The 13689-nt window shown below is 67.8% G+C and carries 16 protein-coding genes; 5 read left to right on the top strand and 11 right to left on the bottom strand.

The annotated features are described in order from the left end of the window. Positions 1–217 precede the first annotated feature (217 nt). A complete protein-coding gene (locus D0Z08_RS31820) occupies positions 218–925 on the bottom strand; it encodes a hypothetical protein (protein WP_147381614.1) in 708 nt (235 codons plus the stop codon). 232 nt (positions 926–1157) lie between these two features. Continuing rightward, positions 1158–1445, bottom strand: a complete 288-nt coding sequence (locus D0Z08_RS33570) for an acyltransferase family protein (RefSeq protein WP_220454481.1) — start codon at positions 1443–1445, stop codon at positions 1158–1160. 8 nt (positions 1446–1453) lie between these two features. On the opposite strand from D0Z08_RS33570, the gene D0Z08_RS32515 reads away from it, so the two are divergent. Further along, entirely contained in the window at positions 1454–1954 is a 501-nt protein-coding gene (locus D0Z08_RS32515) for a hypothetical protein (protein ID WP_182481609.1), read from the top strand. A gap of 388 nt (positions 1955–2342) precedes the next feature. On the opposite strand, the gene D0Z08_RS31815 is transcribed toward D0Z08_RS32515, so the two are convergent. The 4 genes from D0Z08_RS31815 to D0Z08_RS31320 all read right to left on the bottom strand — a co-directional run bounded on the left by D0Z08_RS31815 (position 2343) and on the right by D0Z08_RS31320 (position 4782). Next, positions 2343–2666 carry a hypothetical protein gene (locus D0Z08_RS31815; RefSeq protein WP_147381613.1) on the bottom strand — a complete coding sequence of 108 codons (324 nt, stop codon included), beginning with the start codon at positions 2664–2666 and terminating at the stop codon, positions 2343–2345. Positions 2667–2744: 78 nt separating this feature from the next. Then, positions 2745–3302 (bottom strand): hypothetical protein, encoded by a 558-nt coding sequence (locus D0Z08_RS31330; RefSeq protein ID WP_147381612.1) that lies wholly within the window; start codon positions 3300–3302, stop codon positions 2745–2747. A 299-nt stretch (positions 3303–3601) separates the two neighbouring features. After that, a complete protein-coding gene (locus D0Z08_RS31325; protein ID WP_118929209.1) occupies positions 3602–3826 on the bottom strand; it encodes a hypothetical protein in 225 nt (74 codons plus the stop codon). Between the two features lie 83 nt (positions 3827–3909). Then, positions 3910–4782, bottom strand: coding sequence for a protein kinase family protein (locus tag D0Z08_RS31320; RefSeq protein ID WP_118929208.1), 873 nt, complete (start codon positions 4780–4782; stop codon positions 3910–3912). A 298-nt stretch (positions 4783–5080) separates the two neighbouring features. Between D0Z08_RS31320 and D0Z08_RS31315 the strand changes: the two genes are divergently transcribed. After that, positions 5081–5677 (top strand): nucleotidyltransferase domain-containing protein, encoded by a 597-nt coding sequence (locus D0Z08_RS31315; protein ID WP_220454480.1) that lies wholly within the window; start codon positions 5081–5083, stop codon positions 5675–5677. Positions 5678–5685: 8 nt separating this feature from the next. On the opposite strand, the gene map is transcribed toward D0Z08_RS31315, so the two are convergent. From map to D0Z08_RS31290, 5 genes are read right to left on the bottom strand one after another with little or no spacing between them, the layout of a single operon-like run. After that, positions 5686–6453, bottom strand: coding sequence for a type I methionyl aminopeptidase (map, locus tag D0Z08_RS31310; protein WP_118929206.1), 768 nt, complete (start codon positions 6451–6453; stop codon positions 5686–5688). A gap of 26 nt (positions 6454–6479) precedes the next feature. Beyond that, positions 6480–7298 carry an enoyl-CoA hydratase gene (locus D0Z08_RS31305; RefSeq protein ID WP_118929205.1) on the bottom strand — a complete coding sequence of 273 codons (819 nt, stop codon included), beginning with the start codon at positions 7296–7298 and terminating at the stop codon, positions 6480–6482. Beyond that, a complete protein-coding gene (locus D0Z08_RS31300) occupies positions 7298–8461 on the bottom strand; it encodes a thiolase domain-containing protein (RefSeq protein ID WP_118929204.1) in 1164 nt (387 codons plus the stop codon). The genes D0Z08_RS31305 and D0Z08_RS31300 overlap by 1 nt, the downstream gene beginning before the upstream one ends. Then, complete coding sequence (locus tag D0Z08_RS31295) at positions 8461–9546, bottom strand: thiolase domain-containing protein (protein WP_118929203.1); 1086 nt, start codon at positions 9544–9546, stop codon at positions 8461–8463. The genes D0Z08_RS31300 and D0Z08_RS31295 overlap by 1 nt, the downstream gene beginning before the upstream one ends. A 13-nt stretch (positions 9547–9559) precedes the next feature. Continuing rightward, on the bottom strand, positions 9560–10525 hold the full coding sequence (locus D0Z08_RS31290) for a Zn-ribbon domain-containing OB-fold protein (protein WP_118929202.1): 966 nt from the start codon (positions 10523–10525) through the stop codon (positions 9560–9562). 56 nt (positions 10526–10581) lie between these two features. On the opposite strand from D0Z08_RS31290, the gene D0Z08_RS31285 reads away from it, so the two are divergent. The 3 genes from D0Z08_RS31285 to D0Z08_RS31275 are packed head-to-tail and all read left to right on the top strand — an operon-like array spanning position 10582 to position 13567. Beyond that, positions 10582–11625 carry an LLM class F420-dependent oxidoreductase gene (locus D0Z08_RS31285; RefSeq protein ID WP_118929201.1) on the top strand — a complete coding sequence of 348 codons (1044 nt, stop codon included), beginning with the start codon at positions 10582–10584 and terminating at the stop codon, positions 11623–11625. Between the two features lie 33 nt (positions 11626–11658). Then, on the top strand, positions 11659–13140 hold the full coding sequence (locus tag D0Z08_RS31280) for a peptide ligase PGM1-related protein (protein WP_118929200.1): 1482 nt from the start codon (positions 11659–11661) through the stop codon (positions 13138–13140). A 46-nt stretch (positions 13141–13186) separates the two neighbouring features. Further along, positions 13187–13567, top strand: coding sequence for a hypothetical protein (locus D0Z08_RS31275; RefSeq protein WP_118929199.1), 381 nt, complete (start codon positions 13187–13189; stop codon positions 13565–13567). Positions 13568–13689: the final 122 nt, after the last annotated feature.

The raw sequence follows: 13689 nt of genomic DNA, 5'->3' as shown, positions 1-13689 counted from the left end.
GACCGGCTCACAACCCCACACCGGCTCTTCGGACAAGCCACTTCCCGGACCCGCCAGACCCCACCCTAGAACCCCGCTACCGACTGCGTCTTGACACAGAGGGGTGCCAGTAGCGTGCAGCTCCGCGAGCACGCAGTGCCCTCAGCGAGGCACGGCCCCGGTGGGCGAGATGGTCGCCCGCCCCACCCACCGGTTGCCTGGCCCGAGCCGATTCTTGTTACAGGGTGACCGGGCCCGTCTGCGCATAGATGGCACTGTCTCGATAGTCGAAGTTCACCTGCGTACCGGCTGCATTAGGAAGAACGGTGTCGAACGAGTCGTCCCCGTCGCCATTGGTAACCCCGGTATGCAGGAAAGCGACACAGGCATGAGCGAAGTAATACGGGCTGTTCGGGGTTGCTTCGGTCAACTCGACGTGCAACACGACATCGGGGCCGTTCTCGTAGAAATAGACCGTTCCGATTTGCGTGTCTGTGTCGGTGGGGGCCACCCCCTCGCACGGGGCACCGGAGGGGTCGGCCGCATACAAACCCACCGACCCGTGAACCGGACATTCCTGCGATTGCGTCGACGATGAACTGTTCGCAGGCGGCGGTGCGGTGACCGCGGACCCATTGCTGTTGTAGGTGCCTCGGTGAGCCGTGTACGTGGTCGTGGTCGCGGTCGTGGTCGTCACGGTCACGCAACCTGTGCGCGAGTCTGGCGCGCTGCTGCTTTCGGTTACGACCGGCGCATCCGACTGGGCGCACGTCGTTACGCCCTTGTCGAAGGTGCAGTTATCGGGACCCTCAGGTCCACTCGGTGCTGCCATTGCCGCGATTGGGCTTGCCAACACGAAGCCAAGAGCGGCGAGGCTGAGTACGGCAGAACGATGTTTCATAAACGAGAACTCCCAGGGGACGTAGTAGACAGCGACGCTCGCCACGATTGCGTCGTACCTGATCGTGTCGCTGTGCCAGGTCGAGAAGGACCTTCTGTGGATCGTGGCACATTAGTCGGAGGCTTGGGTCTTGTTCTGTAGAAGAGGAACTAGCGATCACGGTTCGCGCCGGCGCCCCGTCCGCTCATCGGCATTATGCGGACGGATCGAGAGTCCGACAGGCGGCGGAATGACTCAAATAGGTCTATGAGTTAGGGATCCGCTTGCGCGCCGCGGCCTAGGGTCGGGCGACCGAGGAGGTCGCGACGAGGCCGCTCACCACGAAGTAGAGCGGCATCCGGATCGGCTTGAGCGCCGCGGTGATCCACAGCCAGGCGTCCTCGGCCTGACCGAGACCGGCCGGGACGACTATGCCGTACTGCTCGCCGGCGATGTGGTGGAGCACCACCAGCAGGATGCAGATGCCCTTGGCGACATCGGGCCACAGCAGGCACGTCGTGGATTCCTTCGTGCCCCCCTGATGCTCGCGACGGCCTGTTTCGGAACCCGGAAGTTGGTGCGACAATTCCGACCATGGTCCGCACGAGCGTGGTCACGATGGTCGCGGCCGCTGCACTGGCCGGCTGCGGGTCGGACGACGCGGGATCCACTGACGATCCACCGGATGACCAGACGTCCGCGTCGAGCCAGTCCTGCGCGGAGAGCTTCAACGCCGACGCTCCCGACAGCTTCGCGCGGCTCATCCGATTGAGCCACGCCGACGGCCCGCCGATCCTCACCGGCACCTTCGCCGGCGACGCGTTCACCGCCGAGGTGTTCGACGAGACGATCGCCGGCGATGGCGTGGACGCGACCGTCGCGCCCGGTTCGTGCGTGGTGACCGAGTCGGGCGATCTCGGCACGCTCTACGTCTTCGCGGTCGGAGACGACGGTGCTTGGCACCGCTTCCTGGAGTCCGACCCGGAGGTCCCGCTGTCGGCCGATCCCGCCGCCCAGCTCGAGGATGTCGTCGAGGTCACCCTCGAAGAGGGCCGGACCTCCGACAGCCCCGACCTGGTGCCGACCGGGTCCTGACGCCTCCAGGGTCCGAGCACCGCTTCATCGGTGCCGCGAACACCACCGGCGACAACATCGCGCCGCACGGACCGCCGTAACGTCGCCGACCCGACACAAACAACGTTGGCCTCGCCACGGCGTTCGACCGGCGCACGCAACACCCCGATCGCCGCGGCCATCCCTTCCGATCTCGACCTTCCGGAGGGTCTTGTCTTCGCAGCCGAGGGACATCTGGGCTGGGAGCGACACCCTGCGGCCGTTCAGCTGCTCATGCGGCGTAATGTCGCGGCCTCGTTCGCCGAGCGCGGCCAAATGTGGGTAGTGGCGGCTTCAGGTTGCTCAGAGGTCGAGACGCCGCAGCACAAGGCTAGAGATGACGGCGCGAGCATCCGGTGCGCCACGGCTCCTACTCGAACAGCCGCCGACGGATCCAGCGAAGTGCGCACGGTGTCTCCTCCGGCCGATAAGACTCGACTAGGTACCGCAACGCGACAGGTGTCTTCCAGAAAACGACCACCACAAGGCCCGCGCAGACAATCCACGCGGCAACCAGCAGCACCAATACGGGTTCCATAGGCCCACCCGCAGTCAACGATGCCCAAACTGTCGTCGCCGAGAGTGCAAGAAAGAGAACCAGCCACACGAGAAGCGCCGCGCCGGCGCCCAGCGCGAGCCAGCCTTTCGAAGAATCGCGTCGGCTGTCGCCAAATACGGAAGTGGTGTACGTCAACAGCGCTCCGACTCCAAGGATGGATGGCCCTCCTGCGAGTTGCAGCAGGTCCTTAGCTGTTTCGATGTCAGGGGGCATCTACTTGCCGACTGCAGGGGGAAGCGAATCCTTCGGAAACGCATCGTCGACTACTACCCGCCACGGCTTCTTGGGATCTCCGAGGAGGACCTCCGTGGGCGTCGCTCCTCGGTCCATCTGCGCCACGAATGCATCTCGACGCTCTTCGGAACTGAACTGAATCTCCGAGCCGACCACCGAGCCCTGGCTGATTCGGCCAAGAGTCCGTGCGCCGACTAGGGACCAGGTCAGCGTCAAATCGTCAGTTACGTCGCTGTATGTGGCCAGCAGGGTGGTGCGCATAGTCCGCGCCTGGGTCCGCGTCACTCGAAACAACGCCTCGATCTCGAAGTCCTCGATGACTCGTTTGAGTTGACGGCTGATCTCGACAAGCACCGCCGAGCGCTCGACGTTCAGTGAGGTTGGGACCGGTCCAGCGTCGCATGTGCGCGCGAACGCGTGTTTCTCAACGGCGGCGAGGTACGCCTCGACAAGAACCGCCGCATCCGATCGCGCACCCAGTCTTCGTGCAACGACGTCGGTAAGTCGCTTTCGCTCATCCGAGGTGAGACCCGCCATATCAAGGATCGTAAAGCCCAGTCTGCGCTTTTTCGTGCGTGTAAGTCGTCCGCATCCGCCGCCCGGCAAATTTGTTCCCCGATCGCGGCGGAAGCGACGCGATGAGCGGTGGGACTGCTGCACGTATCGCTGACAGTGGCTATTCAGACAGCCTGACTGGTCCCGCCGCCTTCTGATCTGGCTGCTGGGTGGCTCGTATCGCTCGGATGCTCGGCGCCGCCTCACGACTCCCGCGCGCTTGGAACCTCGCGACCACGGCGTCGCTCGTCGGGCCGATCCGGCAGATGCTGCGTCCAGTACTACGACTGTCCGGCGGGGGCCACGGGCGCACGAAGCGCACGCACGGCTTCGATGAGTTCCAGCGTCGAGCTCGGGCGTCGTCCGGTATCACTGTGAACACAGCGTCGAACCAGGTCGGCCACCGGCCCGGCGTCCTTGGGGGCGAGCCCATCGCGACCCACGAAGATGAACCAGAGCAGCCAGCCGACGGCGAACATCTCATGCTCGATGCGGAAGTCCGCCATTGACTCAAGAGCTGGATCGAGTCGAGTCCCGCGCAGCTCTGTTTGGGTCTTCGTGAAGTCTTGGGTGAGGTCTTTGAGCAGCCCTAGGTCCGCAATCTTTGCCGAGAACGCCCCTTGTCGTAGAGCCGAAGGAGCACGTTCTGCGGGCTCACGTCGCGGTGGAGGATGCCGCTCTGGTGGAGATAGTTGAGGCCGTAGAGGCACTGGAGGGCCAGTGTCCGTCGCACGTGGAACGGCAGCGTGCTGTTGTGCTTCCTGATGTAGTCGCGGACGTTGGTGTCGCAATACTCCATCGTGTACTGGTTCAGCTCATCGTCGTAGCGGTAAACCTCCACGACGTGAGGAAAGCTCAACTCGCTCAGCTTCGTGAACTCCCGCTTGAAGCGCTCCAAGTCCCTTGGACTGTTGGTGCGCTTCGCCCTCTTGACAGCGTACTTCTTCCCATATTTCGGATCGACGTAGCTGAAGACGATTGCGTACGAACCCTCGCCGACGATCTTGAGTTCGACCTTCTCGTCGGCAGCCCTGACCGTCATCGTTGCATCGTTGCGACTGACGAACACCGGCGCGTAACGAGATACATCAAGTGGAGTGAAGTCGTCAGGGATAGGACTGCCACCGCTGTAGGAGACCCACTCGTTGAGATAGTCAATTTGCCGTTGGTACGTATCCAGCAGCACAACCGGTACGCCGGCCCTCTGTAGAGAGTCGAGGTCTTCCTCAATCGCTGCCATGAGATCGAGCAGATCGACGCTGTTAGCAGCCCAGAAATGACGGTTGGTCTTGGCGCACTTGTTGATGGTGGTGAAGTGCTTGTCGAGGGATTCGTGGAGATACGCGAGCACGTCCCCTTGGGGCACCCCGCGATACATTTCCTCGTAGCGGAGGGTCGGGGTCTTGTCCTTGTAGCGGTCGGCGAGGTCCCGTAGCCGCCGCTCAGCCTCCGCGCCAGCCATCAGTTACTCGGCATTCAGTGCACGTCGGTATGCGTCTGGGGGCCCACATCGGCTTCTGGGGCTTCCCGACCCGTTGCAGGCATATGCGTCCACGCAGGCGAGATTAGCCCTAGCGCCGTCGCACCGAACGGGACGCCCGCGGCATTCCTGCCGGATCGAAACTGCTGCACGGGAGTGGACGCCCTATCTGGGCGGTAGGACGCAGGTGGTACGCCCACGACCGCGCCAGGACGCCGCCGACAGGCGGGGCCGTTCCCAGCGCGGCTGGGCCGGCGCGCCGCATGTGACGATGGCGGGCGTGGGTGACCTCAGGGTGTGGGACCCGATCGGGCCGGACGAGCTTCCCGAGGTGCTCGCCGGCATGTCCGGTCGTTGGTGGCTGGCTGGGGGCTGGGCGCTCGACCGCCACCTGGGTCGGCAGAGCCGCGAGCACGAGGACACCGACGTCCTGATCCTTCGGCACCAGCAGGGCGCACTGCAGGATGCGTTGGGCGGCTGGGATCTGCACGCCGCCGACCCACCCGGCCGACTCCGACCGTGGGGGACGGGTGAGGTCCTGCCGGTCGAGGTGCACGACATCTGGTGCCGTCGTACGACGACCGCGCCCTGGAGCCTCCAGGTGATGATCGACGACGCTCCCGACGGCACCTGGCGCTACCGGCGCGAACCACGGATCACCCTCCCGGTCGACGACCTCGACGGACCGGCGTCGACGGACGCGATGCGGGTGCTGGCGCCCGAGGTCCAGCTTCTCCAGAAGAGCAAGGGCCTCCGGCCGAAGGACCAGTCCGACTTCGCCGCGGTCGTCCCGACCCTCGAGCCAGAACGACGAGCTTGGCTCGCCGAGGCGCTACGAGTCGCCTCGCCCGGACATCCTTGGCTGGACGCCCTCTGATTTCAGGGTCAGCTGCGGGCGGTGAGCACGATCGGGTCGCCGTCGGTGATGGCGACCGTGTGCTCGACATGGGCACCGCGGGAGCCGTCGGCGCTGCGGATGGTCCAGCCGTCGGGGTCGAAGCGGATCTCGTCGGTGGTGTGCAGGAACCACGGCTCGATCGCGATGACCAGGCCGGGACGGAGCTTGAGCCCGCGGCCAGGCTGGCCGTCGTTGGCGACGTGCGGGTCGCCGTGCATGGTGCGGCCGACGCCGTGGCCGCCGAACTGCAGGTTCACCTTGAGGCCCTCGGCGCGGGCGACGGATCCGATCGCGTTCGAGATGTCCCCGAGCCGGTTGCCGGACCGGGCGGCGTTGATGCCGGCGTCGAGAGCGCGCTGGGTGATCTCGATCAGCCGGACGTCCTCGGGTCGCGGTGTGCCGACGACGACCGAGAGGGCCGAGTCGGAGACCCAGCCGTCGACCGACGCGGCGAAGTCGACGGAGAGCAGGTCGCCGTCCTGGAGCGTGTAGTCGAACGGCAGCCCGTGCAGCACTGCGTCGTTGACCGAGGTGCAGAGCACCTTGCCGAACGGCATCGCGCCGAACGACGGGTGGTAGTCGATGTAGCAGGACTCCGCGCCGGCGTCCTTGATCATCCTGTGCGCCAGCTCGTCGAGCTCCAGCAGGTTGACCCCCACGTCCGCCTTCTCTGCGAGCGCACCGATCACGGACGCCACGAAGCGCCCGGCGGGGCGCATCTGCTCGATCTGGGTCGGGGTTCGGAGCTCGATCACGCGGTCAAGGGTACGGCGGGGCCGGGTCAGTCGAGGAAACGTGGCTCGCGCTTCTCCTTGCGGGCGGCCACGGCCTCCTCGAAGTTCTGCGTCATGAGCCGCACCAGCAGCTGGCCGACGCCCTCAGCGTGCATGTGTTGCTCGAGGCTCGCGGCGTCGAGGCTGTCCTGCAGCGTGCGCTTGGTGAGCTCGATGCCGGGCCGGCTCCAGCGGGTGATGTCGGCAGCGGTCTCGAGGCAGCTGTCCAGCAGCTGGTCGTCCGGCACGACCCGCGACACCAGCCCGATCGACGCCGCCTCGACCGCGTCGACGTCGCGTCCGGTCAACATGATCTCGGCGGCCCGGGACGTGCCGATGGCGCGCGGGAGCAGGTAGCTGAGTCCGAGCTCGCTGGCGGTCAGGCCGTTGTTGATCCCCGCCGCACGAAAGTACGCCGACTCCGCGGCCACCCGTGCGTCGCACGCGAGCGCGAGGCAGAGCCCGCCGCCGATGGCCGGTCCGTTGACCGCCGCGATCACCGGCTGGTGGAGGCGCCGGAGGGTGACGATGATGTCGTCCAGCAGCTCCATGGCGCGCAGCGCGATCGTCACGCCGGTGAGCCCGTCGATGTTGGGCATCCGGCCCCGCTCGCCACTCTGGTCGGCGCCTGAGCAGAAGCCCCGCCCGGCGCCGGTGAGCACGACCACCCGGACCTCGTTGTCGTCGCCGAGCCTCCGCAGCTCGTCACGGAACGGCACCATGACGTCGAACGCCATCGAGTTCACCCGCTCCGGGCGGTTGAGGGTCACGACCGCCACATCGGGACGCGGCCGGTCGACCAGGACGAACCCGTTCGAGTCGCCCATCAGCTCGTCGGCTTGTCTGCGCCGACCACCCACATCGCGAAGAACTGCGAGCCGCCTCCGTAGGCGTGGCCGAGCGCGCGCCGCGCGCCGTCGACCTGGTGCTCGCCGGCCGCCCCGCGGACCTGCAGGGCTGCCTCGCCGAAGCGGAGCATGCCGGACGCCCCGATCGGGTTGGAGGAGAGCACCCCACCGGAGCAGTTCACCGGGAGCTTGCCGTCCATGCCAGTCTCTCCGGCCTCGGTGAGCTTCCAGCCCTCGCCCTCCGGCGTGAAGCCGAGGTTCTCCAGCCACATCGGCTCGAACCACGAGAACGGGACGTAGATCTCGGCGGCGTCGATCTCCTCGAGCGGGTTGGTGATGCCCGCCTGCTTCCACAGCGCAGCGGCCGCGTCTCGGCCGGCCTGCGGGTTGACCTGATCGCGCTCGGCGGCCGTGGTGGCCTCCGACCGCATGACCGTGCCGTGGATCCAGGCCGGGTTCGGGGACGATGCGGCGGTCTGCTCGTCCACGATCACGAGCGCGCACGCGCCGTCGCTCGAGGGGCAGGTCTCGTCGTACCGGATCGGGTCCCAGAGCATCTGGGAGGCCAGAACCGACTCGACCGTCGTGCCTTCGTTGTGCAGGTGGGCGTAGGGGTTCTTCAGCGCGTTGTTGCGGTCCTTGGCCGCCACGATCGCGCCGACGTGGGTCGGTGCCCCCGATCGCCGGATGTAGGAGCGGACGTGCGGGGCGAAGTAGCCGCCCGCGCCGGCGTGCACCGGCATGTTGAACGGCAGCGGCACCGAAAGTGCCCACATCGCGTTGGACTCCGACTGCTTCTCGTAGGCGACCGTCAGCACCCGCTTGTGGACGCCTGCCTGCACGAGCGAGGAGGCGACGATCGCGGTCGATCCGCCCACCGACCCGGCCGTGTGCACCCGCAGCAGCGGCTTGCCCGCAGCGCCGAGCGCGTCCGCCAGGAACAGCTCGGGCATCATCACGCCCTCGAAGAGGTCCGGGGCCTTGCCGACGACGATCGCGTCGATGTCGTCGAGCGACAGGTTCGCGTCGGCGAGCGCGCGGTCGATCGCCTCCCGGCACAGGCCGGCCATCGAGACGTCCTCGCGCTTGGCGCGGTGGTGCGTCTGGCCGACGCCGATGATCGCGGCAGGTTGCTTGCCCATCAGTTCCGAGCTCCTTCGGTAGCGGCGGTCGATCCGGGCGACGAAGCCAGGGTGCACACAAGGTTCTGCTGCAGTGCCGGGCCACTGGTGGCGTGCGCCAGCGCCTTGGTGGCCTCACCGGACCACACCCGCTTGGCCGCCTCGCCCACCCGGATCCCGCCTCCGGAGAACATCGGGTTGCTGGCAAGTGCCCCACCGGACGGGTTGATCGCCACGTCGTCGGTGAGTCCGAGCTCGCGGCGCAGGATCAGCTCCTGGTGGCTGAACGGGGCGTGCAGCTCCGCGACCTCGACCCCGTCGAGCTCGAGCGCCGCGCCCGCCCGCTGTGCGGAGGGCGAGCGGGTCAGGTCGCGCACGCCCATGCCCATCGGGTCCACGTAGTGGGAGATGCCGGTCAGCCAGGCCGGTCGATCGCGCACCTCGCGGGCGCGGTCGCCTGCGGCGAGCACGATGGCCGCCGCGCCGTCCGTGACCGGGGCGCAGTCGTGCTTGCGGAGCGGGTCGGCGTACATCGGGCGGGCGAGCAGCTCGTCGACCGACGAGCCGCCCTTGCGGATGGCGTACTCGTTCTTCTCCGCGTCCGTCAGCGACCGGTTCGCCACCTCGGCCATGGCCCGCTCGTCCCACAGCCCGGCGTCGATGCCGGCGCGGGCCTGCAGGCCCGCCAGGGAGACCGTGTCGGGCCACAGAGGTGTCATCGTGTACGGCTCGAGCTGCAGCGCGAGTGTACGGCGAAGCACCCCGGCCGAGCTCTTCCCGAAGGCGTAGACCAGGGCTGTGTCGACCTCGCCGGTCTGGATCTTGATCCACGCTTCGTACATCGCCCAGGCGAGGTCCATCTCGACGTGCGACTCGTTGACCGGGGGGATGACGCCGATCGCGTCGACCGCCTGGACGAAGGAGAACGAGCGGCCGGCCAGGTAGTCGGAGGAGCCGGAGCACCAGAACCCGACGTCCCGGCGGGTCCAACCGGTCTGCTCGTAGCACTCCTTGAAAAGCGGGACGAGCAGCTCGACACAGGTCGGCGACCCGTCGAACTCGGGCATCTGTCGCTGGGCGAACCCGACGACGGCGACGTCTCTCATCGAATGTTCTCCCTCAGAGGTGGTGCTTGTAGGTGTCGTAGTCGGCGTCCGGATCGCCGGTCGGTGCGAAGTGGTCGATGTTCTCCAGGGAGAAGGTCCACTCGTCCCTCGGCTTCCACACGGCCTTGACGCGCATGCCCATCCGGACCTCGTCGGCGGGGACGCCGAGGATCAGGTGCAGCACGGCGATGTCGGCGCCGTCGAGGAGCACGTACGCCGAGACGTAGGGCGGGGTGATCTTCTGCCCGAGGAACGGCACGTTCACGATGCAGAAGGTCGTCACGGTGCCGGTCTGCGAGAGCTCGACCTCCTCCGCGGTCGGAGTGCCGTCGGCGGGGCAGGCACTGCGCGGCGGGATGTAGACCTTCTGGCACGTCGGGCAGCGCTGGCCCATGATGCGTCCCTCGTTGAGGCCGCGGTAGAACAGCGACTCCTCCGGTGAGGCCGCGTAGTTGTAGTCGAGCGAGACCGGGGTGACGACGCCGGTGACGGGGTCGTCACCGCTCGTGCCCGCCACTTCGTTCGGCGTCTCGGCCTCGCCGGGCGCGAGAGGCTCGTAGCAGAGGATGTCGTTGATGTGGCCGGTGCGCTCGGAGGCCCAGCGCACGCGGACCCGCATGCCCGTGCGGACCTCGGCGGGTGACGCCACGTCGAGAGCGTGGAGCAGCGGGACGTCGGCACCGTCGAGGGTGACCAGGGCGAACGCGAAGGGCCGGTCGAACGGCTGGTCCTTCACCGGCTCGGGCACCCAGGTCCACGACGTGACAGTCCCGATGGAGGACACCTCGACGAACTCGGTCGTCGCCTCGTGCGTCACGGGGTCGAACTCGAGCGGCGGCACGACGACGTCGCCGGAGGAGGTCCGGCCACCGACGACCACGCCGTCGCGAAGCCCGGAGAGGAAGCGTCCGATCACTGGTCCGGTCGAACGGGTGTAGTCGAAGGCAACCGTCACCGGCGCCTGCAAGGTGCGGGTCATGGGCGAAAGTGAAACACGTTCTAGTTCTCGCCTCAAGTGTGCGCCATGATGTGACCATGAAGCTTGGACTGCAGCTGGGCTATTGGGGGGCACAGCCCCCGCAGGGAGTCGCGGAGCTGGTCACCGCCGCGGAGGACGCGGGGTTCGACGCGTTGTTCACCGCGGAGGCGTGGGGGAGTGACGCGTTCACGCCGCTGGCGTGGTGGGGCAGGGAGACCTCCCGGCTCCGGCTCGGGACCTCGATCGTGCAGATGTCCGGTCGCGCACCGACGTCGATCGCGATGCACGCGCTCACGCTCGACCACCTCACGGGTGGCCGGGTGATCCTCGGGATGGGCGTGAGCGGTCCGCAGGTCGTCGAGGGCTGGTACGGCCAGCCGTTCGAGAAGCCGCTGGCCCGCACCCGCGAGGTCGTCTCGATCATCCGCAAGGTCCTCGCCCGCGAGGGTCCGGTGACGAACAACGGTCCCCACTACCCCCTGCCCTACAACGGTCCGGGCTCGGTGGGGCTCGGCAAGCCGTTGAAGCCGATCGTCCACCCGCTGCGAGCGGACATACCGATCTGGCTCGGAGCCGAAGGACCCAAGAACGTCGCCCAGACCGCCGAGATCGCCGACGGCTGGATCCCGATCTTCTACACGCCGAAGAGTGCCGGGATGTACCAACCGTGGCTGGATGAGGGGTTCGCGCGGGAGGGGGCTCGTCGTACTCGTGCCGACTTCGAGATCGCCGCCACCTGCCATCTCCAGATCACGACGAGCGAGGACGAGCGGCGCGCTGTCATCGACGCGATGAAGCCCGTGGTCGCGCTCTACATGGGCGGCATGGGCGCCAAGGACCAGAACTTCCACAAGAACGTCTTCGAGCGGATGGGCTACGCCGCGATCACCGACCAGGTCCAGGAACTGTTCCTCTCGCAGAAGCGCGAGGAGGCGACGGCGCTGATCCCCGACGAGCTCGTAGAGGAGATGCACATCATCGGCGACGCCGCCTACGTCAAGGACCGCGTGGCGGCCTGGGAGGACACTGGTGTGACGACGCTGCTGCTGAGCTGCCGCAGCGCCGACGAGGTAAGACAGGTGGCTGAGCTCCTGGCGTGACTCCGGGCAGCCCGGCTGAGGAGGTGGAGTCGTATGGACACTCCGACGGCGCAGCGCTTCTCCGCGTTGCAGGCAGACCTCGCCGAGGCCTGGCTCGCCAACCTCCCCGGCAGTGACGCGGACCATTCGCTGATCGCCCTGCCGTCCCACTCGGTGGCGGAGTCGCTGCTTGCGCACTACGGCCCACGGGTGCGCGCCCTGGAGCACCGCTACCTCGTCGTCTACCTGATGCTTCACCGCGTGCCGCACTGCGAGCTCGTCTTCCTGTGCACGCAGCAGCCGGACCACGAGGTCATCGAGTACTACGACTCCCTGGTCGCCGCGCACACCGGCCGGTCCGCACTCGAACGGTTCCGGGTCGTCGTCGTCGACGACGGAACGCCGCGATCGGTGAGCGCCAAGCTGCTCGACCGTCCCGACCTGCTCGAGGAACTGCGAGCCTGCCGGCGGGGCCGCCTGGCCTTCGTCCAGCCCTGGAACGTGACCGACCTGGAGGTCCGGGTCGCGCTGGAGCTGGGTATGCCGATGAACGGGACGTCCCCGGAGCTCTGGCCCCTGGGCTACAAGAGCGCCGGCCGCCGGATGATGAGGGAAGCCGGGGTTCCCGTGCCGTACGGCCACGAGGACGTCCGGTCGGTCGATGACGTGGTCGCAGCCGTCACCGATATCCAGACAGCCCGGCCGGAGGCCCGGGGCGTCGTGATGAAGCTCGACGACAGCGGGGCGGGCGACGGCAACGTCGTGGTCGGGTTGCGCGCTGCTGACGGCTCTGCAGCCGACCTCGCGGAGATCCGGGAGCGTGTCGAGACCTTGGCAAGCTGGTACCTGACGGACCTCGCTGCCGGAGGCGTGGTGGAGGAGCTGGTCAGTGCGCCACAGTTCCGGAGTCCTAGCGTGCAGGTCGGCATCTCACCGCACGGCGAGGTGACGGTGCTGGCGTCGCACGAGCAGGTCCTCGGCGGTGACAGCGCCCAGGTCTTCACCGGCTGTCGGTTCCCGGCTGACCGGGCGTACGCCCCCCAGATCGCCCACCACGCCGAGACGGTCGGGCAGGCCCTGGCCGCGCGGGGAGCCGTCGGCAGAGCAGGGGTGGACTTCGCGGTGGCTGGCGATGACGCAGGCCGCTGGGACTGCTACGCCCTCGAGATCAACCTCCGCAACGGCGGCACGACCCACCCGTTCGCCGTCCTGCGCAACCTGGTGCCCGGGGCGTACGACGTCCGAACCGGCCGCTGGGTAGCCGAGGCCGATGGGTCCTCCCGTGCCTACCGCGCCACGGACAACATGGTCGACATCGCGTGGCTCGGGCTTGCGCCGTCCGCGGTCATCGCCGCGGTGTCCGACGCCGGCCTCGACTTCGATCACGTCGCCGGGACCGGGGTGGTGCTGCACATGCTGTCGTGCCTGGCCATCGACGGTCGGTTCGGGCTGACCGCCATCGGCAGGGACGAGGAGCACGCCGACTGGCTCCTCGATGCCACGCGGGAGGCGGTCGACCGCATTAGCCGGAGCTGAGGCAAAGCTCCTGACGGGTGTCGTCGCCAGCAGCTACCGTGCGGACATGCGGCTGCCGCACGAGAACGTCGCCACGGTCCTGGTGGACCCGCGCGCGCTCGAGGACCTGGAGCTCGAGCTGATGGAGCTCGACCTGCGGCTGTGGCCGGTCGCCACCGCGCCGATCTGCGTCGATGGTCCGCGGATGGCGTTCCAGGTCCGCCGGACCCTCCTCATGCGGCAGCGCGGCGCGTGGGACGTCGCCGCGGAGTGGACGCCGGTCTGGATCAGCTTCGGCGAGAGCTGGTACGACGGCGCCGACCCGCTGCCGTGGGCGGCCCGCCAGACGTTGTGGCGGATCCTCGAGGCGCACGGCCATCACGTGCGCTACCACCGGCGGCTCGGCGGGGTGCGGCCGTTGCAGGTGCCGGTCGAGGTCGACGGCTAGCCTCGACGTTTCACGGGGCGGCTCGCTGAGCGGTTCGGTGCCGTGGCGCTGATCGGGATCCGTTTCGGGCGTGCGCGATCGCCGGCGCTGGTGCCGCCGGTTCTCCGGGTCTTGGTCGTGGG

This window comes from Nocardioides immobilis, from assembly GCF_003515065.1.
Classification (GTDB): domain Bacteria; phylum Actinomycetota; class Actinomycetes; order Propionibacteriales; family Nocardioidaceae; genus Nocardioides; species Nocardioides immobilis.
Note: the sequence above shows the minus strand (reverse complement) of the source record. Positions and strands in the feature narration are given on the sequence as shown.

Excerpts from the sequence above, each read along its gene's own strand:
- D0Z08_RS32515 (WP_182481609.1), top strand. The coding sequence starts at position 1,454 with ATGGTCCGCACGAGCGTGGTCACGATGGTCGCGGCCGCTGCACTGGCC.
- D0Z08_RS31330 (WP_147381612.1), bottom strand. The coding sequence starts at position 3,302 with ATGGCGGGTCTCACCTCGGATGAGCGAAAGCGACTTACCGACGTCGTT.
- D0Z08_RS31325 (WP_118929209.1), bottom strand. The coding sequence starts at position 3,826 with ATGGCGGACTTCCGCATCGAGCATGAGATGTTCGCCGTCGGCTGGCTG.
- D0Z08_RS31320 (WP_118929208.1), bottom strand. The coding sequence starts at position 4,782 with ATGGCTGGCGCGGAGGCTGAGCGGCGGCTACGGGACCTCGCCGACCGC.
- D0Z08_RS31305 (WP_118929205.1), bottom strand. The coding sequence starts at position 7,298 with ATGGGCGACTCGAACGGGTTCGTCCTGGTCGACCGGCCGCGTCCCGAT.
- D0Z08_RS31300 (WP_118929204.1), bottom strand. The coding sequence starts at position 8,461 with ATGGGCAAGCAACCTGCCGCGATCATCGGCGTCGGCCAGACGCACCAC.
- D0Z08_RS31295 (WP_118929203.1), bottom strand. The coding sequence starts at position 9,546 with ATGAGAGACGTCGCCGTCGTCGGGTTCGCCCAGCGACAGATGCCCGAG.
- D0Z08_RS31290 (WP_118929202.1), bottom strand. The coding sequence starts at position 10,525 with ATGACCCGCACCTTGCAGGCGCCGGTGACGGTTGCCTTCGACTACACC.
- D0Z08_RS31285 (WP_118929201.1), top strand. The coding sequence starts at position 10,582 with ATGAAGCTTGGACTGCAGCTGGGCTATTGGGGGGCACAGCCCCCGCAG.
- D0Z08_RS31280 (WP_118929200.1), top strand. The coding sequence starts at position 11,659 with ATGGACACTCCGACGGCGCAGCGCTTCTCCGCGTTGCAGGCAGACCTC.
- D0Z08_RS31275 (WP_118929199.1), top strand. The coding sequence starts at position 13,187 with ATGCGGCTGCCGCACGAGAACGTCGCCACGGTCCTGGTGGACCCGCGC.